26 protein-coding genes, 3 pseudogenes and 1 riboswitch are annotated in these 25,249 nt (G+C 39.3%); of the genes and pseudogenes, 10 read left to right on the top strand and 19 right to left on the bottom strand.

Annotated elements, in window-relative coordinates:
• Positions 1-8: 8 nt before the first annotated feature.
• The 5 genes from HMPREF0493_RS06185 to HMPREF0493_RS06205 all read right to left on the bottom strand — a co-directional run bounded on the left by HMPREF0493_RS06185 (position 9) and on the right by HMPREF0493_RS06205 (position 4,620).
• Positions 9-827, bottom strand: coding sequence for an alpha/beta hydrolase (locus tag HMPREF0493_RS06185; RefSeq protein ID WP_006352481.1), 819 nt, complete (start codon positions 825-827; stop codon positions 9-11).
• Entirely contained in the window at positions 799-1,584 is a 786-nt protein-coding gene (locus HMPREF0493_RS06190) for a YibE/F family protein (RefSeq protein ID WP_006352482.1), read from the bottom strand. The genes HMPREF0493_RS06185 and HMPREF0493_RS06190 overlap by 29 nt, the downstream gene beginning before the upstream one ends.
• Positions 1,581-2,678: a YibE/F family protein gene (locus tag HMPREF0493_RS06195; RefSeq protein ID WP_006352483.1), complete on the bottom strand. Its 1,098-nt coding sequence runs from the start codon at positions 2,676-2,678 to the stop codon at positions 1,581-1,583. The genes HMPREF0493_RS06190 and HMPREF0493_RS06195 overlap by 4 nt, the downstream gene beginning before the upstream one ends.
• A 73-nt stretch (positions 2,679-2,751) precedes the next feature.
• Positions 2,752-3,507, bottom strand: a complete 756-nt coding sequence (locus HMPREF0493_RS06200; RefSeq protein WP_006352484.1) for a MerR family transcriptional regulator — start codon at positions 3,505-3,507, stop codon at positions 2,752-2,754.
• A gap of 30 nt (positions 3,508-3,537) precedes the next feature.
• Positions 3,538-4,620 (bottom strand): D-alanine--D-alanine ligase family protein, encoded by a 1,083-nt coding sequence (locus HMPREF0493_RS06205; protein WP_006352485.1) that lies wholly within the window; start codon positions 4,618-4,620, stop codon positions 3,538-3,540.
• Positions 4,621-4,769: 149 nt separating this feature from the next.
• On the opposite strand from HMPREF0493_RS06205, the gene HMPREF0493_RS06210 reads away from it, so the two are divergent.
• On the top strand, positions 4,770-5,987 hold the full coding sequence (locus tag HMPREF0493_RS06210) for a CAP domain-containing protein (protein ID WP_006352486.1): 1,218 nt from the start codon (positions 4,770-4,772) through the stop codon (positions 5,985-5,987).
• Between the two features lie 34 nt (positions 5,988-6,021).
• Here HMPREF0493_RS06210 and glnQ read toward each other — a convergent pair.
• The 8 genes and pseudogenes from glnQ to HMPREF0493_RS06245 form a co-directional block, all read right to left on the bottom strand.
• Positions 6,022-6,129, bottom strand: a pseudogene (gene glnQ / locus HMPREF0493_RS08665) (glutamine ABC transporter ATP-binding protein GlnQ); the annotation flags it as partial.
• Positions 6,122-6,505: pseudogene (locus tag HMPREF0493_RS08450) on the bottom strand (type 2 periplasmic-binding domain-containing protein); the annotation flags it as partial. The pseudogenes HMPREF0493_RS08450 and glnQ, both read right to left, overlap by 8 nt.
• A 143-nt stretch (positions 6,506-6,648) precedes the next feature.
• Positions 6,649-7,482 (bottom strand): hypothetical protein, encoded by an 834-nt coding sequence (locus HMPREF0493_RS06220; RefSeq protein ID WP_006352489.1) that lies wholly within the window; start codon positions 7,480-7,482, stop codon positions 6,649-6,651.
• Positions 7,483-7,493: 11 nt separating this feature from the next.
• Positions 7,494-8,177, bottom strand: coding sequence for a TetR/AcrR family transcriptional regulator (locus HMPREF0493_RS06225; protein WP_006352490.1), 684 nt, complete (start codon positions 8,175-8,177; stop codon positions 7,494-7,496).
• A 144-nt stretch (positions 8,178-8,321) separates the two neighbouring features.
• Complete coding sequence (locus HMPREF0493_RS06230) at positions 8,322-9,308, bottom strand: ribose-phosphate diphosphokinase (protein ID WP_006352491.1); 987 nt, start codon at positions 9,306-9,308, stop codon at positions 8,322-8,324.
• A 129-nt stretch (positions 9,309-9,437) separates the two neighbouring features.
• Positions 9,438-10,075: pseudogene (locus HMPREF0493_RS06235) on the bottom strand (NAD(P)H-binding protein).
• A gap of 75 nt (positions 10,076-10,150) precedes the next feature.
• Positions 10,151-10,807 carry an alpha/beta fold hydrolase gene (locus HMPREF0493_RS06240; RefSeq protein WP_006352494.1) on the bottom strand — a complete coding sequence of 219 codons (657 nt, stop codon included), beginning with the start codon at positions 10,805-10,807 and terminating at the stop codon, positions 10,151-10,153.
• On the bottom strand, positions 10,804-11,628 hold the full coding sequence (locus tag HMPREF0493_RS06245) for a glycosyltransferase family 2 protein (protein WP_006352495.1): 825 nt from the start codon (positions 11,626-11,628) through the stop codon (positions 10,804-10,806). The genes HMPREF0493_RS06240 and HMPREF0493_RS06245 overlap by 4 nt, the downstream gene beginning before the upstream one ends.
• 149 nt (positions 11,629-11,777) lie before the next feature.
• On the opposite strand from HMPREF0493_RS06245, the gene HMPREF0493_RS06250 reads away from it, so the two are divergent.
• Positions 11,778-12,740 (top strand): DUF1002 domain-containing protein, encoded by a 963-nt coding sequence (locus HMPREF0493_RS06250; protein WP_006352496.1) that lies wholly within the window; start codon positions 11,778-11,780, stop codon positions 12,738-12,740.
• 47 nt (positions 12,741-12,787) lie between these two features.
• Here HMPREF0493_RS06250 and HMPREF0493_RS06255 read toward each other — a convergent pair whose 3' ends face one another.
• Positions 12,788-13,546, bottom strand: a complete 759-nt coding sequence (locus tag HMPREF0493_RS06255) for a ribonuclease H family protein (protein ID WP_006352497.1) — start codon at positions 13,544-13,546, stop codon at positions 12,788-12,790.
• Positions 13,547-13,624: 78 nt separating this feature from the next.
• On the opposite strand from HMPREF0493_RS06255, the gene HMPREF0493_RS06260 reads away from it, so the two are divergent.
• Both HMPREF0493_RS06260 and cls read left to right on the top strand, forming a co-directional pair.
• Positions 13,625-14,557: an alpha/beta hydrolase gene (locus HMPREF0493_RS06260; protein ID WP_006352498.1), complete on the top strand. Its 933-nt coding sequence runs from the start codon at positions 13,625-13,627 to the stop codon at positions 14,555-14,557.
• A gap of 21 nt (positions 14,558-14,578) precedes the next feature.
• On the top strand, positions 14,579-16,036 hold the full coding sequence (gene cls, locus HMPREF0493_RS06265) for a cardiolipin synthase (RefSeq protein ID WP_006352499.1): 1,458 nt from the start codon (positions 14,579-14,581) through the stop codon (positions 16,034-16,036).
• Between the two features lie 43 nt (positions 16,037-16,079).
• Here the strand turns inward: cls and HMPREF0493_RS06270 are convergent, their stop codons facing one another.
• The gene (locus tag HMPREF0493_RS06270) at positions 16,080-16,565 is read right to left on the bottom strand and encodes a hypothetical protein (RefSeq protein WP_133286285.1); all 486 of its coding nucleotides are present in this window, start codon (positions 16,563-16,565) and stop codon (positions 16,080-16,082) included.
• Positions 16,566-16,661: 96 nt separating this feature from the next.
• Here HMPREF0493_RS06270 and HMPREF0493_RS06275 point away from each other — a divergent pair, with 96 nt between their 5' ends.
• The 3 genes from HMPREF0493_RS06275 (at position 16,662) to HMPREF0493_RS06285 (ending at position 18,742) form a co-directional block, all read left to right on the top strand.
• Positions 16,662-17,366 (top strand): NAD-dependent protein deacylase, encoded by a 705-nt coding sequence (locus HMPREF0493_RS06275; RefSeq protein ID WP_006352501.1) that lies wholly within the window; start codon positions 16,662-16,664, stop codon positions 17,364-17,366.
• Between the two features lie 76 nt (positions 17,367-17,442).
• Positions 17,443-17,958: a methylated-DNA--[protein]-cysteine S-methyltransferase gene (locus HMPREF0493_RS06280; RefSeq protein WP_006352502.1), complete on the top strand. Its 516-nt coding sequence runs from the start codon at positions 17,443-17,445 to the stop codon at positions 17,956-17,958.
• Positions 17,945-18,742, top strand: coding sequence for a TerC family protein (locus HMPREF0493_RS06285; RefSeq protein ID WP_006352503.1), 798 nt, complete (start codon positions 17,945-17,947; stop codon positions 18,740-18,742). Before HMPREF0493_RS06280 ends, HMPREF0493_RS06285 begins: the two co-directional genes overlap by 14 nt.
• Here the strand turns inward: HMPREF0493_RS06285 and HMPREF0493_RS06290 are convergent.
• Together HMPREF0493_RS06290 and HMPREF0493_RS06295 are read right to left on the bottom strand one after the other, a co-directional pair.
• Positions 18,737-19,096 (bottom strand): DUF488 domain-containing protein, encoded by a 360-nt coding sequence (locus tag HMPREF0493_RS06290; RefSeq protein WP_006352504.1) that lies wholly within the window; start codon positions 19,094-19,096, stop codon positions 18,737-18,739. The genes HMPREF0493_RS06285 and HMPREF0493_RS06290 overlap by 6 nt on opposite strands.
• A gap of 2 nt (positions 19,097-19,098) precedes the next feature.
• The gene (locus HMPREF0493_RS06295) at positions 19,099-19,737 is read right to left on the bottom strand and encodes a DNA-3-methyladenine glycosylase (protein ID WP_040457339.1); all 639 of its coding nucleotides are present in this window, start codon (positions 19,735-19,737) and stop codon (positions 19,099-19,101) included.
• A gap of 121 nt (positions 19,738-19,858) precedes the next feature.
• Positions 19,859-20,034, top strand: a riboswitch (Lysine riboswitch).
• A gap of 108 nt (positions 20,035-20,142) precedes the next feature.
• On the opposite strand from HMPREF0493_RS06295, the gene HMPREF0493_RS06300 reads away from it, so the two are divergent.
• The 3 genes from HMPREF0493_RS06300 to HMPREF0493_RS06310 all read left to right on the top strand — a co-directional run bounded on the left by HMPREF0493_RS06300 (position 20,143) and on the right by HMPREF0493_RS06310 (position 23,526).
• Positions 20,143-21,753, top strand: coding sequence for an ABC transporter substrate-binding protein/permease (locus HMPREF0493_RS06300; RefSeq protein ID WP_006352506.1), 1,611 nt, complete (start codon positions 20,143-20,145; stop codon positions 21,751-21,753).
• Positions 21,753-22,508 carry an amino acid ABC transporter ATP-binding protein gene (locus HMPREF0493_RS06305; protein WP_006352507.1) on the top strand — a complete coding sequence of 252 codons (756 nt, stop codon included), beginning with the start codon at positions 21,753-21,755 and terminating at the stop codon, positions 22,506-22,508. The genes HMPREF0493_RS06300 and HMPREF0493_RS06305 overlap by 1 nt, the downstream gene beginning before the upstream one ends.
• A gap of 82 nt (positions 22,509-22,590) precedes the next feature.
• Positions 22,591-23,526 (top strand): DUF805 domain-containing protein, encoded by a 936-nt coding sequence (locus HMPREF0493_RS06310; RefSeq protein WP_006352508.1) that lies wholly within the window; start codon positions 22,591-22,593, stop codon positions 23,524-23,526.
• 40 nt (positions 23,527-23,566) lie between these two features.
• Here the strand turns inward: HMPREF0493_RS06310 and HMPREF0493_RS06315 are convergent, their stop codons facing one another.
• Positions 23,567-24,484 (bottom strand): HNH endonuclease, encoded by a 918-nt coding sequence (locus tag HMPREF0493_RS06315; protein ID WP_040457340.1) that lies wholly within the window; start codon positions 24,482-24,484, stop codon positions 23,567-23,569.
• 3 nt (positions 24,485-24,487) lie between these two features.
• On the bottom strand, positions 24,488-25,129 hold the full coding sequence (locus HMPREF0493_RS06320; protein ID WP_006352510.1) for a YfbR-like 5'-deoxynucleotidase: 642 nt from the start codon (positions 25,127-25,129) through the stop codon (positions 24,488-24,490).
• Positions 25,130-25,249 lie beyond the last annotated feature (120 nt).

The raw sequence follows: 25,249 nt of genomic DNA on the forward strand, positions 1-25,249 counted from the left end.
TTATATTTTTAGCCTAATTCTTGCTTAAGCCATTCGATACTCATTTCAAACCACCGGGCTGCATGCGGATTGTTTTGCCATTCCTTGCCGCTCTCGGTCGTTTCAGGTCTGGCCAAAGAAAAGCCATGGTAGCCCTTGTTAAAGAGATGTGCTTCACATTCAACCTGATTTGCATATAAGGCTCGAATGTATTCAATTGAATTTGAAATCAGCACGACTGGATCATCCCAAGCTTGAAAGATAAACGTTGCCGGTGTTTCACGTGTAACACCCAGGGCGCTGTCTCTTAATTCCGGCTCATCTGGCAAGTCCTTCTCCTGACCATCAGGAATTTCAAAGCCGATTTGATCAATATTGATCAATGGGTAGCCTAAAATTGTTTTATTTGGCCGCACCTCTTCAGCTTGATAATCATATTTCTTTGCAAACTTTTCACTATTAGCCATAAAGTTTGCAGCACTAGCTACATGTCCACCGGCTGAAAAGCCCAAAGTAACAATTTTATTTGGATCAATTCCATATTCTTCGGCATGATCACGACAATATTTTACTGTTGTTAAAACATCCAAACCAGCATCTGGATAAATCTTGCCCGGATCCTGCACTAAATTATATTCCATCACAACACTATTGAACCCACGCGCATTATAAGCCAAGGCTACCGGTTCGCTTTCCCTAGCGGACAATTGATTAAAACTGCCACCGGGTATAACAATTATTAATGGCCGAGTTTGAACAGCCAATTTTGGATTTTTCTCTAAAAAATAAGTATGAACCTTAAATTCACGTCCATTAAAATTAGTTAGTGTTAGACTTTTGGTCTCCATGTTTCACCTCATCTTTACTCATTCCTCTAGCTAGCAAAAAAGTAGAGAATGGGACTGTTAACAATACACCGATCAAAGAATACAAGATAATCAGTGCTTCATTAACGAATAATTTTTCATTGACGATTTCGCCAAAGGAATAGCCCAAGCGGAAATACCATAAGAATAGTGACAAAAAACTGCCGAACATCCCAAATAAGATGGTATTCATCGCGGTTCCCAATACATCATTGCCAATTGCCGTTCCGCTACCTTCTAGCTCCTTACGGGTAATCTGGGCATGATGTTTTTTAAGTTCTAACAAACCTGAACTCATGGCTACCGCAGCTTCCGCAATCGCACCCAATGCAGAAAATATTGCCACGGTCACGGCGATCATCGGATAACTTAAGCCAGGCATCTGTGATAGACCAACCAAAACTTCACCAGATTCAGGACCTAGGCCAGCAGCTTGCGCCAACCATTGACATATTAAGATTAACACACTCACTAACAAACAAACCGTAAAAGCTGAATAAAAGGAGTTTTTAGCGACAGTATAGTCATGAGTGCCCAGGAAAATAATCGTTGCCAGTTTCAAGGGAATAAAAATCAAAGTCAGTATTGGAATGCTAATTCCCCAGGAAATTAAAATTGCGACCAGAATCAGCAGCAATGTATTGATCAAAACACTAAAGAAACTGCGGATTCCTGTTTCACCGCCAACAATAATCATCAAAATCGCTAAAACTGCGATTAAAGCGCCTAAAGTACTCATTTATTCTGGCCTCGCTTTTCTTTTAAAAACAGCAAGCTGCAGCCTGTCGCAAAGATTACGGTTAACACGATTGAAATGGCGGAAATAACACTTTGAGTAGCACCTAATGACAAAGTAAAGCCAAAGGTAGAGCTCAGACTGTTGTTGTCACGCAAGTAAAGAATCGTCATTGGCAATGAACCTGCGATGAAAATCAACACCAATACGTTGATCAGTGGTCCCATAATTTCCTGTCCCATTGTCCGGCCACTTTGAATCAATTGCTTAGCCGTAATATTTTTTTTAACTTGAACCACTTCATAAAGACTGGAAATAATATCAGTTGCTTCATCCATAACCGCTCCAAGAACCCCTAACAAACTTTGTGCTAAAAATATTCCGCGCGGATCTTGAGTCGCATAGTCGCCTGTCTCATATTTCATTTCAGATTCACCCGTTAATTTCATAATCACGTAGCATAAGCCAAATGAAACGAAAACACCCAGTAGGGTTGCCAGCCAAGTCGCCAGCATTTTCTTATTCAGGCCTTGAACAATCAGCAAACTGATGAAAGAGAAGACAACATCAGCCAGACCGAAGAGCAGGATGATATAAGAGCCATTTAATTTGACGTCAAGCACGATAACGCCGTAAAAGATAATCCAGCTCAGCAGCATTGAAATTAAAAGCGCGATTGTATGCTTGCCGGCCATCGCGATCATTAATGCAATCGTCAGCGTTAATACCAGCACCAGAACCCAGTCACGTTTAGGATTGCCTAAAGCGACTTTGCCCTTTTGGATGCTGACAAAAATACGTTGTCGCGGACGATATTTTTGCGTAGTTAATTGTGAAGGATAGTAGACATTTTTCTCAGTAAAAGTTTTGCCCTTGTATTTACCGGACAAAATCTTGATATGCAATGTCTGTTCCCTAGTTTGATCCACATTGTTGTAGACATCTTTATCTTTTTCAATCAGCCGATCTTTAATCTTCGTATCCGTAATTACAGCAACGTCATCTTTTTGATAGACATCGCTTAAAAAGTAGGTTCCCGCTGATAAAAGCAGCCCTATTACGAAAACGATCAGCGCAATCCAATAACGTTTTTTCATTGCAAACTCCTTAAAAAGATCTGTTTCTACTTTAAAACAAAAAACGACTTTGAATAAAGCCGTTTCTGTAATCTTAATAATTTAAAAATCTTTGCCACCAATGTGCTTTCTTACGTGGCAGCTGCATATCTTCAAGGGTACGATGAACATTAGCACTTGCCTTCTTCTTTTGGGCATTTTCTCTTGCTTTTCTTAAAATTTCATCATGCAGTTCTTTTTCGCTCTTATGAGCATCACGTTCAACTTCCTTGCGTTTTTCTTCACGCGTCATCGTGTGGTGCCCCTCATGCGTGGAATTAGAACTGACAATTCCCGAAATATCAGGCAAGGCCGCGATTTTAGGATCAACTTCCTTATCCTTTGGAGCTGCCAATTCATTTTGCTTTTTCAGCAAGGCTTGATTTTGTTTTTCAATGCGATCAAGTTGTTTCTGCAAATTGTTAATAGCATTGTTTTGATTAGCAATCGTCTGCTGCAGAGCACCTAACAATTTGGCCATCTGATGAGGATCCAATAATTGCTTTTGGTCAGTGGAAGCATCTTTTTCTTTAGCTTGCTTTTGCTCACTGACTGCATAAATCCGTCTAGCAGCTTCCTTTAAAGTTAAGCCTTCTTCCTTAGCCAATTTATGAAAAGCATCAAGATCCTCAATATCTTTTTGATGGTACAGCCGTTCTTTTTGTTTGCTGCGTTGAAAATAATGCTCATTGCCGGTTACTTTTTCGACAATTAAAGAATATTTTCTCAGCGTTGCAACACTGATTCCCAACTTTTTTGCAGCCGTACTTGGTACATCTAATTCTTCAAAATCGTGCTTCTCACTCGTCATCACTGTCTACCCCTACTTTTTGCAATTAAATTAATCGTGCTTGTGAAGTAAAGTCTTCTTATGATCGTAACGAGCTTGACCCGCTTCAATTAAGCGCGTAATTAATTCAGTATAAGGAATGCCAGCAGCTTCAAAAAGCTTTGGATACATACTGATGTTGGTGAAACCTGGCAATGCATTAACTTCAGTTAAGACAACTTTGCCATCTGGAGTAAGCATTGAGTCAATTCTTGCCATGCCTGAACATTCAGTTGCTTGGTAAACCTTCAAAGCGTTTGAACGAACCTTTTCAACGATTCTGTTTGGCAATTCGGCTGGAATTTGCAACTTAGAAGTTGAGTTATCATCGTACTTGTTTTCGTATGAGTACCATGAACCAGCCGCATTAATAATTTGACCAACACCTGAAACGATTGGATTGTCATTGCCCAATACGGCAGTTTCAACTTCGGTACCAGGAACAGTTTCTTCAACCAAAACTTTGTCGTCGTACTTGAAAGCTTCATCCAAAGCCTTTTTGTATTCATCGGCATTAGTAACGTGGCTGACGCCAACTGAAGAGCCTTGGTTAGAAGGTTTAACAAACATATCTTTGCCCAACTTTTCAGCAACCTTGTCGTAGTTAAGCTTGTCACTATTCTTGTCGTCATAATCTCTGCGCTTAACAGCAATCCAGTCAGCAACAGGAACACCAACGCGTTGAGCCAAAATCTTGGTAAATTCCTTGTCCATTGTAACGGCTGCTGCTAATATATCGTCACCAACAAATGGCTTATCCAAAATTCTGAATAAACCTTGCAAACTACCATCTTCACCTAAGTTGCCGTGAACAATTGGGAAGAAGATGTCAATTTCTGGCAAGTTGGCTAATTCAATCAAGTTAGAAATGTTAGTTACTTTATGTGGGTTCTTTACTTGGTACTTAGGATCCTTTAATACTTTGAAAGATTCCTTTTCATCAGCAAAGTAGCCATCGTTAGTAATCCAAATTGGATGTACATCAAACTTATCTTTATCAATTGCATTATAAATGTTGTGACCTGAAACAATTGAAACTTCATATTCAGATGAATTTCCACCAAAAATCAATCCGACTTGTGTTTTTTTAACCATAATTTATTTTTACCTCTTAATAATTGTTACCATCTTTTAATTATACGCAATACCGTCTAAAAAAACTAAGTTTCGGCAAGATTTTTTACTAAAGAATTAGAATTTATTCGGGGTATAATATTCTAGTAGGGACAGAAAGGAGCGGTGCGATGTTTTTACGCAAATTCACAATCGCTGCTGCTTGCAGCGTGCTACTATTTGTACCTAGCATCAGCGTCAACGCTGCCACTTTTAGTGAGGGAGAAATAAGTCAGGTTCAGCATTTCCAAAAAGAATACGCTGATCTTGATAAAACTAGTTACGATATCAATAACCTTTATGAAGTTAAACCTCAATTAGGCGCTAACTTTAGTGCGGGTAAAATCAAACAGCAATACATTACAACTCAATTAGCCTACATCAACTATTACCGTAGTCTCTTTGGTTTGCCTGCAATTAAGACAAATGCTATAGCGAATAGCAACGCACAAAAAACTGCTGCTGTAATGGCTGCTATTAATGCTGATCCCTTTGTCAATCAACATGGGCTGCCAACTGATATGCAACCTAACTATGTCAGCGATTCACTCTGGAAGTTGGCTCAGGATACTTCTGAGACTTCCAATTTGAATTTCAATGTTGCTAACCAATCAGCTGGTGATGTAATTACTGACCTAATTACTGACCATTACAATTTAACTGGAACCGATACCGGACACAGAGCCTGGATTTTATCGACCCGGCTTTCATCAACTGGTATTGGAGCAGCTTATGGCTCGAACGGTTATCGCTACTCAGTACAAAAGGTTCTAAATGTTGATGATATTTTCCGCGTTGCCAGTCAAGCAAGCGTGGCTTATCCAAGTGCGGGCGTTTTCCCAGTTGAATTAGCCAAGGGCAAGAACGTTGCCTGGTCGCTTTATTTATCCAACAAGGTCTACTCTGGCACGCCTAAAGTAAAAATTACGGATATGGACACTAAGAAGACTTATCAGGCAACCAAAGTTAAGAATTACAGCCGAAACGGTTATGGCAACTTCAAGACAGTCATTACTTATATGCCCGGCAAGACGCCTATTATTTCTGGACACCAATATAAGATAGTTATAGGTAACTTATACAGCTACACTTTTAAACTGTTTAAAGAAGATACCTCTACTACCAAGGAAGTAACGACTACGACTGGTTCCACTTATCAAAAAGGAGCAGTTCAACAGGACAGCCATTTGAAATCACCATTCTCAAAGACAAATGCCAAGTTATGGGCTAGTTTCAATATCAATGTAAAAAACAGCAAAACTGAGCATTACTTCTTCGATGCATTGAAGAAGGGACAATGGCATCAGAATTTTTTCCTAAAACGCGTCTTGCAAGTCATAAGTAAATAATAAAAAAATGAGGACATCGTCCTCATTTTTTATTCTATAAAATTTTTGCTAAGAAATCTTTTGCCCGCTCACTCTTCGGGTGATCAAAGACTTGTTCAGGATCGCCTTTTTCTTGCAAGTAGCCGTCGGCCATGAACCAGATTATTGATCTTGCCCAGACCTTTAACCGTGCTGCCCTTCATTTGCTTTTGCACTAATTCATATTGAATACTGCCTGTTTGCGCACCAACGGTTTGGCCTTTAAAGCTCTTGATATTCTTGTATTATTTTTATCACGCTTGTTAATTAAGAAATATTCACCGCTTGGACGGTAGTAGATCTGTGAAAAATCCACGCTCTTTGGTCTTCCCATTCTCACTCGCTGTAAATTCGAGCGGTGGATAATCGGCAGAAGTACCAACTACTAATTGCTTGGTCTTCTTGATCCGCTTTAAAACCGTTCCCTGCGCCACCGTCTTTTTTTCGGCAGCATTAGCAGGCGTTGCGGCAATTGGCGTTATAAAAATTGAGAATAACATTAACAATGCAGCGAACAAAGCCGCTATTTTTTTCGTTTCATAGTCTCACCATCAGTCAGATTAAAAAATAATTAAATAGATTGAATAAGGTATACCATGAAATAAAAAAGTGCCTAGAACTTATATTCTAAGCACTTATAAAATTATTTATCAGTAGTTGCTTGCCATGGAATAGCACACAAGACGTAAATGACTACGCCAGCAATGACGAAGTCCAAAAAGACGCTGCTGCTGATCTCTAGCAAATAGCTTAATCCGCCAATCGGCAAACTTTCAACATTGATAATGACGGGAACAAGCGCCATTAAACCAGAAATCAAAATCAGCCAAAAGCCTGCCCACATCCCAGCAGCCGTAATATCATGAATTAGCTCCTTAATTGAACTGCGCGAATGCATATCGCTGATTAACGAAACAAATGCGACCATGGTAATCAAAATAATAATAATGTTGACTACCAACAGTAAAACTGCAATGTTAGCCCCCAAGGTAACGATATTTAAATTAAAAGCCTGAATAATGAAGTAAAGCGCGTTGCTACTTTGACTCTTTAGCTTCTTTCGCACCGTTTGCGCATCGCTGGAAGCACCTTTATCGATATTTTTATTAATATCTGCCAGAATCTGTTTGGCCAAATCGGTATTGCTTACTTTGATCCAGTGCACGCCCAATGAATAATCAATAATGTGATTAGCAATCGGCTGCGTCTGATCAACTGTCAGCAAATTTGAATCAGATTCGCGCTTGGCACCAATCAAATCCGCTAAAGTATCAAAGTGACTATTGACTTGACGTACAATAACAGCTTGATTGTTGCTGGTTTTAATTTGCCCCTTCATAAAGATTGGATTTAAAAAGGTAACCGTGATCATCGTTAACGAGGCAATTAAAAAGATAACCCAAGCCAGTGTTCGCTTATACTTGTTGCTCTGCTCATGATCCATCCGTCGCAAATCGGCTCGTGAGCTTTCAACCATAGACTACTCCTTTAGCTGATGATTTCTTTTTCACCATCAAACATTGTATAGATTGCTTGGTGAACGCTTTCCATATCAGCTGTCTCAATAATTTCATGACCATCCTTCAAAGCTTGATCAATTTCATCTGGACTGCAATGACAGAAGCTGTACATCAATGAGCTAGTAGCATAATTTGATAAATCTTCTGCAGTCAGATGGTATTTTTTACGATCATAGTATAGTCTTCCAACACCAATTGTGACAAAAGCAATTCCGCTCTCAAGTTCAGCCTTAGTGGCATTAATGTCATCAAAAAGATGTTCGTCATGTACCCAGTCTAAAGGCATTGATCCCCAATTATCAAGCGTTTCATTATTGGTAAAGGCCTGTGAAATAATACGATCAAGCCCCTCATCGTGCATCCCTAAAACAACAATTGTGTAAATAAATGCTTTCATATGAGCATATGAAGAATAATGTTCTATCTGTTCGTAGTTATTAACTTGTTTATCTAAAGTATTGAATAAGTTGCGTACAATATCACTAATTAACTTTGATTTATGAGGATAGTAGGATTGGAGCAAGGACTTAGAAATATCGGATTTTTCCGCAATCATCTGCAGCGAAACGTTATCCATTCCATTTTCTCTAATTAGACGAAAAGTATTCCCAAGAATTACTCTTCTTCTTTTCATATTTTTACGTCTTGCCATGAATCTTCTCCCGTTTTTCTTCTATACAATTAAATTTTATTATATCAACCCAAATGTTTATCTGAATAGGAAAAAGCAAATTTTTGATAAAAAATAATCCCCAACCAAATCGGAGGATTATTTTTAAATATTATCATTAAATAATTACTTCAAGCGATTTTGTTCATCAAAGATTTGGTGAATTGAACGATCGTTATAAACATAATCAATTCCGCGTGCCAATAATTGATCAACAGAAATTCTAACCATTCTGTCTGGGTAGCGCTTGTGCTTGATCGTATCAGTTACAACAATTTGTTCAACTGGCAATCCATTAAGCACTTCAGTTGCATCCTTAGAAAGAAGAGCATGGGTAGCTGCTACGTAAACCTTAGTAGCTCCTGCTGCCAAAACTGACTTAGTTGAAGATGCAATTCTTGAACCAGTATCAATCAAGTCATCGACAATAATACATTTCTTATCCTTCACGTCCCCGATCATATCGTGAACTTCGGTATCATAACGTGCACCACGTTGGTCAACGATTGCGATTGGAGCATCAAAGTATTGACCAAAATTACGAGCTAACTTAGCACCGGAGTGGTCTGGTGAAACAACAACAATATCGTCGTCACCCTTAACTGCAATACCATTGTCCAAGAAGTATTGGGCAAGCAGTGGCATTGCGTGCAAATGGTCAACTGGCACATTGTAGAAACCTTGAATTTGTGAAGCGTGCAAATCAAGTGCAATTAAGCGGTCCATGCCTGTGATTTGCAATAAGTTGGCAACCAATTTAGCAGTAATTGGTTCACGTGAACGAGTCTTAGTATCTGAACGTGAATATGCCAAGTATGGGATAACGACGTTAACGTTGTGGGCTGAAGCACGGTGCAAAGCATCCAACACAATTTCAAGCTCCATAAAGTTTTCATTAATTGGATCTTGAATTGATTGAATAACGAAGACGTCACAACCTCTGACAGATTCACCGATGTTAACTTGGATTTCACCATCACTGAAGTGGTGAACAGCAGTTTCAATTAATGGTTGACCCAAAATTGATGCAATCTTTTCATTTAATGCTGGGTTACCGCTTAACCCAATTAACTTCATTGGGTGTAGTAATTCGTTAAGTTCTTCCTTGTTCATAGCTACCTCTTCTAACTAAAAATTATATACAGATCTATTATATACAAAAAGCTGTTTAAAAGCTTGCAAAAGGACAAAAAACCGCTTCTCAATCTATGAGAAGCGGATTCTTAATTATTTTTCAACAAATTAATACCAGCTTGGCTTGTCGCCTTCAGTACCAGGCTTGCCCAAACCGATTGATTCCTTAACGTCTTCTTTAGGGTTCTTAATTAAATGATAGACATAAGCAGCAACTGATTTTCTTGAAACTTCAGTATCAGTGATTGGCTCACCCTTCTTTGACTTTTCGTAGTCAACTTCATCCTTGTTGGTCATCCAAGTTGGACGAATGATCGTATAGTTAAGGCCTGAATCTTCAATTCTCTTAGCTGCTTTAGCATACTCAGTAATATAATCGCCCAAAGTCTTCTTGTTCCATTCACCAAATTTTCCTGGAACTTCATCATAAATACCTAAAGTTGAAATCCAAATCAGACGTTTAACATTGGCATTCTTCATTGCTTCAATAACTGCTTCGGCTTCAAGGTCAATGTCATTTTGACCGCCCAAGTTAGCATAAACAATGTCTTGACCTTTCATTGCTTTTTCAAGTTGAGCTGCATCGGTTGCGCTGCCTTCGATGATTGTTGCTTGACTTTTTTATCAGCCATGCGTTCAGCATTACGTAAGAACAATGTAGTATCAACATCTTTGTCAGCAAATAAAAATCTTTCCACGATTTGTGCAACTTGTCCATGTGCACCAAGAACAACAACTTTAACCATCGATTTTCTCCTTTTCAAAAAACATATCTCACTTTCATTCTAGCGCAAGATATTGAAAAGATATACCAATTCCACTTATTTACAAAAATCTTTAATAAGATCCAGCATCTTCAAGCTCTTAACAGCATAACTATTATGGGTTTGACGTGGCATTAAAATCAAACGGCCATGAGGAATAATTTGACTATACCAACGAACATGTTCAACTTTTACCCAGTCCTTTTCTCCAACCACGCATAAGGTTGGTATCTGGATTTTTTTCAAGCTGTCTTCTGACATGAAGTTTTCAGTCAGTTCAACTCGGCTGTCACGATCTAATCTTAAGAAACGTGAAAAACCTTCTGTTAAATAATGGTATGGACGAATTCCGGCACCGTTGACGAAGACGCCGGCAACAATTAATTTTTTAAAAATCGTTGGATACTCGCTGGCCAGCATTAAAGCGATCAAACCGCCGGCATCGAAGCCAAAGCAATAGCAGCCTTCAATGCCCAGTTTTTCAATAAACTGGTGGACGTCTTCGGTTTCAACATGGTAGTGTTCTGCGCTATCACCTTCGCTTAAGCCGTGTCCACGCATGTCAATGACATAAACGGTGTAATACAAAGAAAGCGGAGGAACGATTTTATCGAACATTCCGCCATCCAAATGGTGACCATGAAGAAGCAATAATGGCGCACCTTTGCCTAATTTATGGTAATAAAGTTCAACTCCATTGACTTTTATTTTCATATGCTTTCCTTACTTGTTGACTGTTCTTGCAATACTCGATTAAACTTTTTAATTCTTTTTTCTTCTTCGCGATCTTTCATTAGACTCTTGATAATTATCCGCCATACCCGGTAATTGCCGCGAAAGTTGTCAACTACCTTTTTAATATTAGGCTGGTGAATAATGCTCCCTTTTCTTTGACAATAGTGATAATACGGCGTTTGCGTATAGTACACGCCAGGGGCAACTGAAATATATTTAACGTTAAAAATTTGATCTTCCAACAAAGAAATGTCTTTATCGAACTTCAAATTAAACTTCTTGATTACAGAAGTGCGGTAGGCCTTGTTCCAGCAATAGCCTTTCATTGGCGAATTGAACACATTGGTTAGTTTCAAATAAGTTTGACTTTTAGTCAAAAATCCGCCTTCAGTGTGGCCAACGACACGCTCTTTTTTGTCTGGATAGCTTAGCCAGTAACCACATGAAACCATATTGACATCAGGATGCTTTTCAAAGGCATCAATAAAAAATGCAGTGTAGGAAGGATCCACCCAGTCATCTCCGTCATGGAAAGTAACGTATGGGGTGTCTAATTCCTTAATACCAACATTTCTTGCGTCAGATGGACCGCCATTTTTCTTTTTGATAATTTTAAAATAAGGAAAAAGAGATCGATATTTTTCTGCGACCTCGACAGAATTATCGGTTGAGCCATCATCTACTATGACCAATTTAAAGGCTTTGTTCTTTTGTGCTAATAGTGCATCAAAAGCTCGCGGCAAGTATTCTGCTGTGTTATAAACTGGCATAATAATGGTTAGCTTAGGCACTTGTAACATATAGTCATCCTTTCGTAACCTACATTATATCATCTTGGCGGAAACTATTCTTTGATCTTTTCTGATTAAAATTTTATCAAGGAAAAATTTGAAATCTGTTTATTTTTACACTTGCGAGTATAATATCGCATATAAGGAGAATAAAATACATGAAAAAAACTTTTACATTACTAACTGTTCTTGTAATGATTAGTTCAATTGCGTTTTTCTCATTTAAATCTACCCCTGTTTATGCTGACGACGAAACGCCAGTAGTAACTCTAGGTACATCTTTAACTGAGAGCCAAAAACAAGGCACGATTAAGACTTTAACCGCATCGCTCAACGGCGGCAATTACCGAACGATTACCGTTACTGGCAGCGATTTGGTCAAATATTTAAACCCTTCCGGTGATAATTTCATAACTTCATCCAGAGTATGGTCCAGTGCAATGATTCAAAAAACCAGCTCTGGATCAGGGATCAATGTTAAGATTCTTGACTACAATGGTGAAAACAATATCACAACCATTACGGCCAACCAATATAAAAATGCAGCCGTAACAGCCGGAATCACTGATGCCAACATTTACGTAACCAGTGCCGTTCCAATCGACGGTTCTGGTGCTTTAGCTGGTGTCTATGCAGCTTATGCTAAAAGCGGCAATGCTTTAAACCAAAAGCAGATTAATGCAGCTCAAGATGAAATGAGCACTTTGAGTGGAATCACTCAGGCAAATAAAAACAAGGACGGCTACAGTGATTCCCAATTGAACAATGCTGTTGCTGGTGCCAAAAGCGATATGGCTAAGATCGGCAACAACATTTCTGATAGTCAAATTCGCGATATTGTTAACAACCAAATCAAGATCAACCATTTGGGTAACACTATTACCAACAATCAAAAGACACAAATTGTTAACTTGTTGATCGAAATCAGAGATTCAGGTGCTTTGAAGAGCAGAAGCTTCAAACAACAAGCCTCTGCTTTGTCCAAAAATATTCAAAACAGTTCCAAAAGAATTTTCGATAAATTGAATACGCAAGAAAATCGCAACTGGCTGCAGCAAATTTGGCAAAATATCGTCAACTGGTTTAACGGCTTGTTTGGCGGTGCAATTGTTTTAGGATAAAAATTAAATATCTACAAAAAAAGGCAGGATTAATCTCCTGCTTTTTTCTACATTTTTTCATCCATATATTTATTCAAAAAGTGATCAACGAACTCATTGCCGGCATTATTGGCATGACCCTTCGTCCATTCAAACTTGGCATTCGGGAATTTAGTCAATAAGCGATCAATCTCTTGCCACTCTTCTTTATTAGCAAGCGGACCTGATGATTTTTTCCAGCCGCGCTTTTTCCAACTCTTGAGCCAGCCCTTATTAATCGCATTCAAAACGTACTGTGAATCAAGAACGAAAAGCAGTTTTTTATCGTTGAAGCCCAATTCAATGAGTTTCTTCAAGGCATTGATAAAACCCGTTTGCTCCATCTTATTGTTAGTTGCGCCATATTCACCGCCAGCACCGTGAACTTCCTGGTCGCCCCATTCGATGCGATAGGCCCAGGCAGCCTTATCCGTCTTTTTAACATGTCCGCCTTTATAAACACCGGTGTTACGCGTTCCGCCGTCGGTATAAATCGTGGCAAAATAATCATTTGGATTACTGTTTCGGGCTTTGACAGTTTTAGTTTGAACCGGCAGTTTTTTACTGGTATTAACAATCTTCTTAATCGCATTCTGGAGATTGTCTTCATCTTTGCGGATTTCTTGGCCCTGCGTTTCCTTATTCCAATTCAAATAATCAGTCGCATCCGTAATTTGCGCAAAAGACTTATATTCTGCGCCTGAAAAACCATCAACTTGCGCCTTTGCTTCATCCCAATTACGGTAAATCCCTGGCTTGCGCCCTTTTTTTACAGCATAAAATTTCATTATATAAGCTCACCTCACGTAAAATCATCGGTCAATGTTAGAATATATATTAACAAATATTTTTGAGGGATGTGCAGGATGTTTTTTAACAGCAAAAAATATGCTCAAGAAGCTGAAAAAGATCATAAAAAGAACCTAAAACAGGAACCCAGCATGTTCAGCATGATTGCATTAGGACTCATAGCAACATTTGCACCTACCCGTCCATTTTTGCGGATGCATAAAAAGCATATTGAAGACCACGTTACTGTTGAAGAAAAAAGCGGCGATTTCGAACAAGTCCCGATTATCTATTTTCATGGCTTTCGCGGCGGAGACTACACTACACGCGTAATGGTCAAACAAGCTTTGGCTGATAAAAAAAGCGATAAGTTCCTCAAAGTAACAGTTGATCTTTTAGGCAATTTTAAATTAGAAGGCACTTGGAGCGGTGATCGACAGCCGATCATTCAAGTAGCTTTCCGGCAGCGAATCGTCGGCATCTATGGCATTGACTATTATTTAAGCTTTGTTTTGCCATTTTTGTCCAAACGCTACCACTTCAAGACTTACACGGCAGTAGCTCACTCATTGGCCTGCCCCTGCGTCATCCGCACCGAAATGAAGCATTCATGGCAAAAGAATTTTCCCCATTTGAATAAATGTGCTTTTATTGCCGGCCCGTTTGATGGGGTCACTTATCTAGGCGATATTCCCAACGTCAATGTTTTAAATGAAAATGGCCGGCCCACAATGATGAACCCGCACTATTTGTACCTGCTTTTCAGAAGACGACGCTTCAATTCGAATATTTCGGTTTTGAACATTTACGGCAATGTGCTTGATAACACTAACACCGATCGTTTTATCTCTGTGGTTTCTGCCAAAAGCATTCGTTATATTCTCGCGCCGCAAGCCCATTCTTACCAAGAAGTCGAAGTTCGCGGACGCAACGACGCCGAACACAGCTGGATGCATGACAATCCGTTTGTAATTGAAATTGTCGACAAATTTATTGGAGTTAAGAAATAAAAAGTTTAATGGAGGGATTTTGTGATTTGGCTACATGACTTATGGCGCATCATCGTCATTACCAACACCATTCTTGCCTTCTACATTGTCTTTCATAGACGAAGGTCTGTTTCAACTACTTGGGCGTGGCTGATCATTTTGTTGGTGCTGCCAATTATCGGTTTAATTCTCTATGGTTTCTTCGGCCGGGGAATTTCTCAAGAAAATATTTTTGCAATCAATCGCCAGAAGCACTTAGGTCTGCGCAACGTGCAAGAAACAATTACTAAGGCTCCCAAAAAGGTCAGTCCGGATGATACTTCAACTAAGGGAAAAATTGCGATTAAATATTTTAACAAAGACCACAATTCTCCTTTAACTAAAAACAACCACGTTGATTTATACAACGATGGTCATGCAATGTTTAAAGATATGATCCGTGATATTGAAAAGGCTAAAAAGACCGTCAACGTCGAATTTTACACTTTTTATAATGATGAAATCGGCAACCGCATGCTTAACTTGCTAATAAAAAAAGCCAAAAGCGGTGTAAAGGTCAACGTGCTCTATGATGCTTGGGGCTCAATGGGCGCAACTAAAGCCTGGTTCAACCAATTGCGCAAGGCAGGCGGCGAAGTGCTGCCATTTATTACTTCACGCAATATGATTACGCGTTACCGGATCAACTACCACTTGCACCGGAAGATCGTCGTCATTGACGGCAAAATTTCATGGACCGGTGGTTTTAACATCGGTGATCAATATTTAGGCAAAAAGAAAAAATTGGGCTATTGGCGCGACAGTCAGGTTCGAATCGTCGGTTCCGCATCCCTATTATTGCAAGAACGGTTCGTCATGGACTGGAATGCCTCAATTTACAAAAACACCCAGGTTATTACCTACAGCGATCTTTATTTCCCGGACTTTGACGAAAACGACATCGAAAACGGCGATGTTGCAACACAGGTTGTCTTCGATGGCCCTGACCGCTACGAACAATATATGCGCAACGGCATGATGCGCCTAATGCTAATGGCGCGCAAACGCTTATGGATTCAAACGCCATATTTGATTCCCGATGACGCCATGTTTGCGGCTTGGCAGACGATCGCCAGCTCTGGCATTGACGTCCGCATTATGATTCCATGCAAGCCGGATCACCCGTTTATTTACCGCGCTACTCAGTGGTATGCCAATGAACTGACCCACTACGGCATTAAAGTTTATATTTACAATCATGGTTTTATCCATGCAAAAACAACGGTGATCGATGACCTTTATTCATCGGTAGGTTCAATGAATCAGGACTACCGTTCATATGATTTAAACTTTGAAGACAACGTCATTTTTTACGACAAAAAGTTTAACAAGAAAATGACGGATACTTTTGAAAAAGACATGGAAGATTCAACCCTATTGACCAAAGAGATGATTGCTAAGCAAAGTCGGCCATTAAAGACGCTGCAAAGTTTTTCTCGCATGTTGTCACCAATTTTATAGTAAAAAAAGCGGATACGTCATGTACCCGTTTTTTCTTACTTTTTTACAACGTATTTCTAACTTCAATTCTGATACGGTGATCAGCGTATCTTTGCAACGCTGCAATAATTGACTTAACATCGCTAGAAAATTGCAGGTTGTACTGCCGGCCTTTATTTGTTCCCAAAATGCAAATAACTGCTGGCTTTTTCCCTATAGGCACGTTAATCAAAATGACATTGTCAATCTCCGAATATGACAATGTTCGTTTGAAATATCCTGAAACCACAGCCTTTTTAGGAGCAAAACCAGTGAAGCCATCCACAATGCTGACAAGCAGCAACAAAGCTAAAAAGAGATTGATGCCTGGCTCGCCTTTTTCAATATAATTCCAAGTAAAGCCAAGCCAAATTACTAAAAGCGTCCAGAGCAAAATAGAAATGCGAAACTTGCCTCTCAATTCAAGTTTTGCCTGCCAATACCAGCTATAGCAAGCGTAAATAAACATAACAATATTCACTAAAATATAAAATCCAGACATTGTTTGCAAAACATTTCACCCCTTCATAAAATTGTCTTAAATAATATTATAACAAAATCCTGCCGTATAATTAATGTGAGAACTTTTACAGAAAGGACAAATATAATGATTGATGCTAAGCAAATTTCTGACCTTAAAAATGATATTGACCAAGCTAAGCACATCGTCTTTTTAACTGGTGCCGGTGTTTCAACTCATTCTGGCATTCCTGACTATCGTTCAAAAAGCGGTATTTATAATGGCGTTTCAGAAAGTCCAGAGACCATTCTTAGCGATGATACTCTATTTAACCGGCCCCAATTCTTTTATGACTTTGTCATGAACAACATGTATTTCCCAGATGCAGAGCCAAACTTAATTCACCAAAGGATCGCACAATTATGCAACCAAAAAGGCACATTGATTACGCAAAATATTGATCGTCTAGACACTAAGGCCGGCAACAACCACGTCATAGAATTTCATGGCAATCTGTATCAAATTTATTGCACCAAATGTCATCAGCCTGTTGCCTATTCTGAATATGCTCAGAGCTATCTGCATAAAGATTGTGGTGGCATTATTCGGCCAGGGATCGTCTTATACGGTGAGGCCATTAACCCGGAAAATCTTTCAAAATCCGTTAATGCAATGCAAAATTCCGATCTCGTTATAATTGTGGGAACCAGTTTTGTTGTCTATCCTTTTGCCCAATTATTGGCTTATCGCATGCCAAGCGCTAAGGTTTGGGTAGTTAACAAAACAGCTATTCCAGCCAATGGCGTGAAGGCGATCATCGGTGATGCACTTGATGTTTTCCAAAAATTATAATTGAATTTAAAAACTATGCTTGTTATCCTTAAGTTTAATGCAAGCTGTTATTTTTGCTAGAAAGTAGTGAGGAAAAATGGCTGACGTTTTTTATTATGATTACGTAACGATTAAACCATGGACCTACTTTCTAGCAATTACGGACAAAGGCCTTTCCTACGTTGGCCTTAAAGGAGACGAAGCATCTCCCATCTTCAGTTATTACCCTAACCGGATGCTGCTGCATGATCCTAAGCGGCTAGCGCCTTATACTCAACAATTAAAGGAATATTTTGCCGGCAAGCGCCATTATTTCGATGTGCCCATTGACATTTCTGAGTTTGGAACGCCCTTTCAGCGCAGCGTTTTGCAAATTGTGGCTAAAGTTCCATATGGCTCAACGGTTAGTTATGGCGATATTACTTCCTCGCTTGATAGTGCGAGAAGCGTGCGGGCTGTGGCACATGCCATCGCTTTAAATCCCGTTTTAATCTTTATTCCCTGCCACCGCATAATTATGGCTAACGGAATGATTGGTGGCTATCGTTTAGGATCAAAGGAAAAAGCACGTTTACTTAATTTAGAAAAGAGCTATTTGCATGACAATTCTTAAACTGTATGCGCCATTTTTTGATTTAAGCAATTGGGCGCATGTCTTAACCAGCGGCAAAGATTGGATGATCATCCTCACGCTGATTTTGATGGAATGCCTGCTTTCAGTTGATAACGCTGTTGTTTTAGCAGCGCAGACGCAGGTTTTGCCGACCAAAAGCGAAAAGGAAAAATCCCTTTTCTATGGTTTATGGGGTGCCTACCTCTTTCGCTTTATCGTAATTGGTATCGGAACATATCTAATCAACTTCTGGGAAATAAAATTAGCCGGCAGTATTTATCTTTTTTACCTTTGCTTTAAATTTTTCTATGATCAGCGTCACCCTAAGCAAGCTGCTGAACATGAAAAAGAAAAGAAGGAACGTCAAGAAGAACGTGCCGCTGTTAAGGGCAAAAAGAAAAAGAGAAAGCACGTGCTTTCCCTTTTCTGGCGGACAGTTATTTCAATTGAATCAATGGACATCGTCTTTTCAATCGACTCAGTTTTAGCTGCCTTGGCAGTTTCAGATAATCCCGTTGTTGTTTTAATCGGTGGTATGATCGGCATTCTCTGCATGAGAGGAGTTGCCGAAATCATTATCAAGTTGATGGAAATTATCCCTAAATTGCAGCCGATGGCCTATGTTCTAATCGGAATCATTGCTTTAAAGCTGCTGCTAGCTTTGCCACCATTAAGATGGGAAATGCCGAACACTGCTTTTGCAATAATCGTCTTCACGATTTTAGGCTTAACGATTATTTCCCACTTCGTCTGCGTTAAAAGACATGGACATAAAAAATTATAAATGTTTCTCAACATATTCTTTGAGCACGACCGCTTGGTTGTGCTCTTTATTTTTCGCACCATAAAGAAACAATACATCGCCACTAGCCAATTTGGTTTTAACTGTTTGCAGAAAAGTTGGCGTAAAGTCATTCTGCTCTAGTTCGCTAAGGTATTTTTTCTTGAATTCTGGGAACTTTTCATCTTCATGATTAAACCATTTTCTCAGTTCAGTCGTGGGGCCAATTTCCTTATCCCATTCATCCAGTGTAGCCTTAACCTTGCTAATGCCGCGTGGCCACATCCGATCGACTAAAATGCGGTAGCCATTAGGTTGCTCATGTTCATAAATTCTGACTAATTTAATTTCACCCATTTTTATCTCCTTTGCCAGCCGTGATCTTCTCGCATCTCACGTTTTTTCATATTAGAAACATACGGATTTCCAGCTACATAATAGCGCAGCTTTTTCTTGGCCCAAATAGGATCAGATTGATTGATCCCTATTCTTGCCGAAGCAATAATCTTTTGGGCTACTTTTTTATTTTCATCATTCAGATCAATTGCAAATGGCGAATCTGAAAGAAAATGCAGATCCCAGTTGCGGCTGTGAATGCCGAAAGCTTGCATCATTTTTGCAGTACCATTGGTTAATAAAACGCCATTTTTGCCGTTGCGGTTTTGGGTCATTTCATCAATTCCCCAAACAGGTTCAATTGCTCTAATCAAAATCCCTTGCGGCTCATTTTCCTCTTGGCAGGCAACATCAAAAAAGAAGTATTGCCGCTGCGAATAGATGTAAATTGTGCCGCCTTTGCGATAAAGACCTTCATTTGCCGGGCTCCTGCGTCCGCCGTATGAATGCGCCGCCCTATCTTTTTTGCCCATATAGGCCTCAGCTTCGACAATGTAGCCGCCAAGCTTTTTGCCATGACTGATAAAAATTAAAGGACGGCCGATTAAGTCTTTAGTAATTTCATCAGTTGAACGGTTGGTAAAATATTCTGAATAGTTCATTTTGTCCTCATTTATTTTCATCCTTGCCCTTGTTATATACCTTTTTACTAAAAAATAATCAATTCTAACTTGACAAAATATTAAAAATCATTTAATCTTTTCGGCAGTTAAATAATTTTCCCAATGCAATAGAGGTTGCGGTAATCACAAAATTAATGTGAACTCACGAAGGTTTTGATCCTTAATTTTAGGTTTATCGCCGAAACAGAATTGTTTTTCGTGAAACATTTTTGTTGGGCTGCAGGAACATATCCTGTAGACTGTCCTGGTTCGTCCCCAGGGAGCGCTATATGATTTGGTTTTAATACTGATGACGCGCGCCTCGTTGTTCTTGAAAACAGCGAGGTTTTTATTTACGCTTTTATTGTATTGGCTTTATGTAGAAAACATTTGGAGGTTTTTTCATTGAAGTCAAGATTTAATTGGATTGCTGCAATGTTGGCAGTACTCCTCAGTTTATTTATGGGACTTAGCTTCAACAGTCATCGGACTGAAGCTGCTAAAAATTCCGGCGTATTAAAGATCGGAATGGAAGCTAATTATCCACCTTACAATTGGACTCAAACTACCAGTGCTAATGTTGCTGTTCCAATTGATGGCTCACATTCATACGCCAACGGCTATGATGTGCAAATTGCCAAAATTATCGGTAAAAAATTGCATAAAAAAGTTATTGTTGAAAAGACTGAATGGGACGGTCTTCTTCCAGCATTGACTTCTGGCAAGATTGACTTAATTATTGCCGGAATGAGTCCAACAGCTGAAAGACGCAAGGCGATCAACTTTACTGTACCTTACAGAAAGAGTACATTTGTTGTCATCGTGAACAAGGCAAGCAAGTACTCAAATGCTAAGAAGCTGTCTGATTTCAAAGGTGCCAAGTTAACTGCTCAGCAAGGTACTTTGCACTACACTTTGATTAAGCAATTAAAAGGTGCTAAAAGAGAACCTGCAATGCGGGACTTTCCATCAATGCGTCAAAGCTTAGCTTCCGGCACAATTGATGGCTATGTTGCTGAAGATATCGAATATCAAAGCTACCGCAACGTTAACCCTAACATCATTGCTGTTAACTTGAACAAGATGCCTGGTTTCCATGTCGACCATGATGATTCAGTTGTCAGTATCGGGGTTAAGAAGAGCAATACCAAATTATTAAAGCAAGTTAACGCTATTTTAAAAACCATCCCTACTAAGAAACGCAACCAGTTAATGGCAACTGCAATTAAGCAGCAGCCTAAAGCTGGCAGCAGCGCTAAGAAAGAAAACTGGCTTATTTCTACTTGGAAGCAATACGGCAATATGATTCTTAGCGGTGTCGGCATGACGCTTTTGCTTGCTTTAGTCGGTACTGTTGTTGGTTTCTTCATCGGTTTGTTGGTCGGAATCGTCCGGACAATCCCAACCCCAACTACGCGCGGTAAGCGCTGGGGCTTAAACATTGCTAAATGGCTCTTATCAGTCTATGTTGAAGTCTTCCGTGGTACGCCAATGATGGTTCAGGCCGCAGTTATCTATTACGGAATTGCGCAATTCTGGCACTTGAATTTAAACAGAACGGTTGCCGCTTTGATTATCGTTTCAATCAACACCGGTGCCTACTTGGCAGAAGTCATCCGTGGTGGGATCATTTCAACGCCTGAAGGTCAGTTTGAGGCCGCAAGCGCATTGGGAATGACACACAACCAGAGAATGTGGCATATTATTTTGCCACAAGCGATCAAGAACTGCTTGCCATCAATTACCAACGAATTTATCGTCAACATCAAGGATACTTCAGTATTGAGTATCATTTCAGTTTCTGAATTGTTCTTTGTTGGTACAACAATTGCCAGTCAAACTTTCCAATTCTTCCCAACATACTTAACGATTTCAGCAATCTACTTAGTATTGACCTTCACGATTACTCGAATCTTCAACTTCATCGAAAAACGGCTTGAAGGCAATAAGAACTACAATTTAATGGCCAACCAAGTACAAGTTGGTTCACCTAAGGATGTGGGGGCTAACAACTAATGACTGAAAGTAACGAAAAGATTTTAAGTTTAAAGCATATGCAAAAATCCTTTGGCGATCATAAGGTTTTACGTGATATTTCTTTTGATGTCAATAAAGGTGAAATCGTCACAATCATCGGTCCTTCAGGCGGCGGTAAATCTACTACCCTTCGCTGCATTAACCTGCTTGAAGAACCTACCGGTGGCGAAATTGATTTCCACGGTGAAAACATTTTGGCACCAGGCTACGATCGCAACAAGTTCAGAGCTAAGGTAGGCATGGTTTTCCAGCAATTTGACCTCTTTGAAAATAAAAATGTTTTGCAAAACTGCATGATTGGTCAAGAATTAGTGCTTAAACGTTCTAAAGAAGAAGCTAAGAAGATCGCCATGACCAACTTGAAAAAGGTCGGCATGGAACCCTTCATCAACGCTAAACCTAACCAATTGTCCGGTGGTCAGCAGCAGCGGGTGGCAATCGCACGAGCAATTTCAATGAACCCAGAAGTTCTGCTATTCGATGAACCAACTAGTGCTTTGGACCCAGAAATGGTCGGCGAAGTATTGGACGTTATGCAAAAATTGGCTACGACCGGTTTAACGATGGTGATCGTTACTCACGAAATGGGTTTTGCCAAGCAAATCTCTGACAACGTATTGTTTATCAACGATGGCGTAATCACAGAACAAGGCAAGCCTGAGGAATTATTTGATCATCCTAAGAATGAAAAGACGCAAAAGTTCTTGAGCAATTTCAGAAAGATGGACTTTTAAAACTAAAAAGAGCTGGAAGCAGATTGTGCTTTCGGCTCTTTTTGCTTAAAATAAAAAAGTATTCTACTTATGAGGAAAAAACATGAATAACAGAGATTACTATTTCATCAAACCTTATGATGAAAATTTACCTAAACCACCTGCAGAAAGCTTCGGACAAATTTTAAACGAAACCTTCTTGCATCCCTTCAATTGGAAGGCTAGAACCACTCGTAAATCCTACTGGTTGAGCGCTTTGGTCAATACAATTTTGATCTTGCTCGCCACAATGATTATGAGCTATGTTTTCAGCAGCAACATTGATCTTGGACTTAAATGGATCGATGGCGTAATTTCGGTTGTCATTTTTGTCTACGTCTTTTTGGCAAATTTGGGCCAACTTATTCGCCGCTTGCATGATACTGGTTATTCCGGCTATTGGTATTGGGCTAACTTTACTGGTTATGGTGCAATGTTTACTTTCTATTTAACTTTGCAGCCTTCAGTTCAAAGATCAGTTAAGTGGGGGGCTTATTTATACCACAAAGGTGAAGCTTATCCAGCAATTGAAGAAGAAAAAGTACCTGTACCAACGATTGGTCAAATTTTAAAGGAACACTTCTTTGACTGTTTCAAATGGAATGCTCGTTCAACTAGAACTTCATTCTGGCTTGGAACTGCCGTTAGCTGCTTAATTAGCACAATCACATTACTGCTGGCTTATTTAATAATGTTCCTCATTTTCATCCAATATTATATTAAAGGTGAAAATGCTAATGTTAATATTCCAACCGAAGCACTTGCTTTATTGCTCGTCTTAGCGCTTTTCTCAATAGCTATTGCTGTTTGGTCATTCTTGGCTGAATTAGGCCATACGGTACGTCGTTTGCACGATGCCGGCTTCATTGGCTGGTGGTGGATCTGCGCTATCCCTTACGTTGGCAATTTGCTTTTGGCATTTTTGCTTTTCCACCCAACCACTCAAAAAGATATTAAATGGAATAAGTACTTATTTGAAAAAGAAGAAAAAATCAATTAACTAGTCAATCTAAAAGGCATCCTCAATGAGGATGCCTTTTTTAAATTATATCCGATTGCTTATTTTCCTGAGCAATCTTCCAACCTGTATTAAAGTGATTTTCGCGAATTTTACGTAAAGCATCATAATCTGATTGCAGACTGTCAATTGCATCCTGCAATTTCTTATTTTGCTTTCTCATCGCGTTTAGTTCCGGATCATTGATCACGCCTTTTAAGTGAACCTGACCCGCTAACTTTCTGCGCCGGTGTTCAAATTCTTCCTGCAAGGTGCCCAGCGCATTTTCATATTTGACTAATTTCTGGTTGATTTCAGGAATTTGATCATTCAATTTTTTAAACAGCTTAAACGGCATATTCGACTTGATGCGGTTGCATTCGCTGCAAGACAGAATCAAGTTATCCATATCGTTATTATGCGATAAGGAAACTGGATCTTTATGATCAACACTGTGACCACGGCGGCCACAATACTGGCAGCGATAATGGTACTTCGCTCTGATGCGCTCCCGATCGATAAAGTCGACCTCATTCAGCTGAAAATCAACTTTCAAGCCTAGATGTTCCAGATTATATTGAAAATCCCGGCCTTGATCAGGAAGGTAATCAATTTTGCCTGTTTCGCTATCAATTATTGCCTGATTAAATTTCTTTCTAGATACCTGCTGCTCAGCGATCTCATTGCCATCATAATCCTGCAAAAAAGCTTCATAGCTTTTGCGATCTTGCTTGGTTTTAACAAAGAAGCTTTCTTGCTCTTCATTAGTTTTTTTACCAACAAAGGAGTAAAGCAAAGTCTTAGCAAAGGTCTCAATCGTAGAATTGCCAAAATTCTCTGCCTTTTCTCCCCGTTGCAAACAAATATCGCAAATACTAGTCAACTTCGGATTGATTAAACCGGACTGCTTAAAATGAAGCGAGTCCATCCGAAGTCCACATGAGCTGCATTGAAATTTCACGTCTTAGTCCCCCATTAGCAAGATGCTAAAAGCTATTCTTTGCATCTTATCCTTGCCGGCGAAATCTCCTTTAAACAAATCAGGCAAAATATGCTTAATAAAGTATTTAACACAAGCCAAATCATCAAATTGTTTGATCGTTTCCAAACTTTCTTTAAACATTTGCATATAAACCGGATTAGGGTTGCCCAATTCGATTTCGCCATAAGCTTCGTAAAGCAAGTCAAGCTTATCACAAATTGATAAAATCTTGCCTTCCAAAGTATCATCTTTGCCTTCAGCAAGCCGCTTTTTATAAATTTCTTGAAATTCTTTTGGAATCTCATCTTTGATAAACTTATGCGTCATGGTTTCTTCAACATCGCCAATCATTTTACGCAATTGTGGAGTAGCGTATTTAACCGGTGTCTTGATATCACCAATAAAACGCTCAGTATAATCATGGTTCAGGCTCTTTTCATATAGAGCTTTCCAATTAACTTTTTGCTTGCCTTTTACTTCTTCGATATCACCCATCATTTGCGCTAATTCAGCTGTTCTGAAACAGTGATCAGCAACTGAGTGGTGATGGTACTTAAAGTAGCCTGGTGCACGATCAATTGACTCTAAACTATTAAAACCTTGAATATATGCATTTAATCCCATGTTTTATCCTCCTTTGTACAACTGCTTAAAAATTTTTACTATGTTACCAAAGAATCAAACATGATGCAAATTTTCTTTTGAAAAAGAAAAAGGGCAGTGAACTCAGTTCACTGCCCTTAA

It is taken from the genome of Lactobacillus amylolyticus DSM 11664, from assembly GCF_000178475.1.
Taxonomy (GTDB): domain Bacteria; phylum Bacillota; class Bacilli; order Lactobacillales; family Lactobacillaceae; genus Lactobacillus; species Lactobacillus amylolyticus.

Excerpts from the sequence above, each read along its gene's own strand:
- HMPREF0493_RS06310 (WP_006352508.1), top strand. The coding sequence starts at position 22,591 with ATGAATAACAGAGATTACTATTTCATCAAACCTTATGATGAAAATTTA.
- HMPREF0493_RS06205 (WP_006352485.1), bottom strand. The coding sequence starts at position 4,620 with ATGGTTAAAAAAACACAAGTCGGATTGATTTTTGGTGGAAATTCATCT.
- HMPREF0493_RS06280 (WP_006352502.1), top strand. The coding sequence starts at position 17,443 with ATGGCTGACGTTTTTTATTATGATTACGTAACGATTAAACCATGGACC.
- HMPREF0493_RS06275 (WP_006352501.1), top strand. The coding sequence starts at position 16,662 with ATGATTGATGCTAAGCAAATTTCTGACCTTAAAAATGATATTGACCAA.
- HMPREF0493_RS06295 (WP_040457339.1), bottom strand. The coding sequence starts at position 19,737 with ATGAACTATTCAGAATATTTTACCAACCGTTCAACTGATGAAATTACT.
- HMPREF0493_RS06195 (WP_006352483.1), bottom strand. The coding sequence starts at position 2,678 with ATGAAAAAACGTTATTGGATTGCGCTGATCGTTTTCGTAATAGGGCTG.
- HMPREF0493_RS06220 (WP_006352489.1), bottom strand. The coding sequence starts at position 7,482 with ATGGTTGAAAGCTCACGAGCCGATTTGCGACGGATGGATCATGAGCAG.
- HMPREF0493_RS06245 (WP_006352495.1), bottom strand. The coding sequence starts at position 11,628 with ATGTTACAAGTGCCTAAGCTAACCATTATTATGCCAGTTTATAACACA.
- HMPREF0493_RS06290 (WP_006352504.1), bottom strand. The coding sequence starts at position 19,096 with ATGGGTGAAATTAAATTAGTCAGAATTTATGAACATGAGCAACCTAAT.
- HMPREF0493_RS06255 (WP_006352497.1), bottom strand. The coding sequence starts at position 13,546 with ATGAAATTTTATGCTGTAAAAAAAGGGCGCAAGCCAGGGATTTACCGT.
- HMPREF0493_RS06285 (WP_006352503.1), top strand. The coding sequence starts at position 17,945 with ATGACAATTCTTAAACTGTATGCGCCATTTTTTGATTTAAGCAATTGG.
- HMPREF0493_RS06190 (WP_006352482.1), bottom strand. The coding sequence starts at position 1,584 with ATGAGTACTTTAGGCGCTTTAATCGCAGTTTTAGCGATTTTGATGATT.
- HMPREF0493_RS06225 (WP_006352490.1), bottom strand. The coding sequence starts at position 8,177 with ATGGCAAGACGTAAAAATATGAAAAGAAGAAGAGTAATTCTTGGGAAT.
- HMPREF0493_RS06200 (WP_006352484.1), bottom strand. The coding sequence starts at position 3,507 with ATGACGAGTGAGAAGCACGATTTTGAAGAATTAGATGTACCAAGTACG.
- HMPREF0493_RS06320 (WP_006352510.1), bottom strand. The coding sequence starts at position 25,129 with ATGGGATTAAATGCATATATTCAAGGTTTTAATAGTTTAGAGTCAATT.
- HMPREF0493_RS06185 (WP_006352481.1), bottom strand. The coding sequence starts at position 827 with ATGGAGACCAAAAGTCTAACACTAACTAATTTTAATGGACGTGAATTT.
- HMPREF0493_RS06210 (WP_006352486.1), top strand. The coding sequence starts at position 4,770 with ATGTTTTTACGCAAATTCACAATCGCTGCTGCTTGCAGCGTGCTACTA.
- HMPREF0493_RS06240 (WP_006352494.1), bottom strand. The coding sequence starts at position 10,807 with ATGAAAATAAAAGTCAATGGAGTTGAACTTTATTACCATAAATTAGGC.
- HMPREF0493_RS06230 (WP_006352491.1), bottom strand. The coding sequence starts at position 9,308 with ATGAACAAGGAAGAACTTAACGAATTACTACACCCAATGAAGTTAATT.
- HMPREF0493_RS06305 (WP_006352507.1), top strand. The coding sequence starts at position 21,753 with ATGACTGAAAGTAACGAAAAGATTTTAAGTTTAAAGCATATGCAAAAA.
- HMPREF0493_RS06250 (WP_006352496.1), top strand. The coding sequence starts at position 11,778 with ATGAAAAAAACTTTTACATTACTAACTGTTCTTGTAATGATTAGTTCA.
- HMPREF0493_RS06260 (WP_006352498.1), top strand. The coding sequence starts at position 13,625 with ATGTTTTTTAACAGCAAAAAATATGCTCAAGAAGCTGAAAAAGATCAT.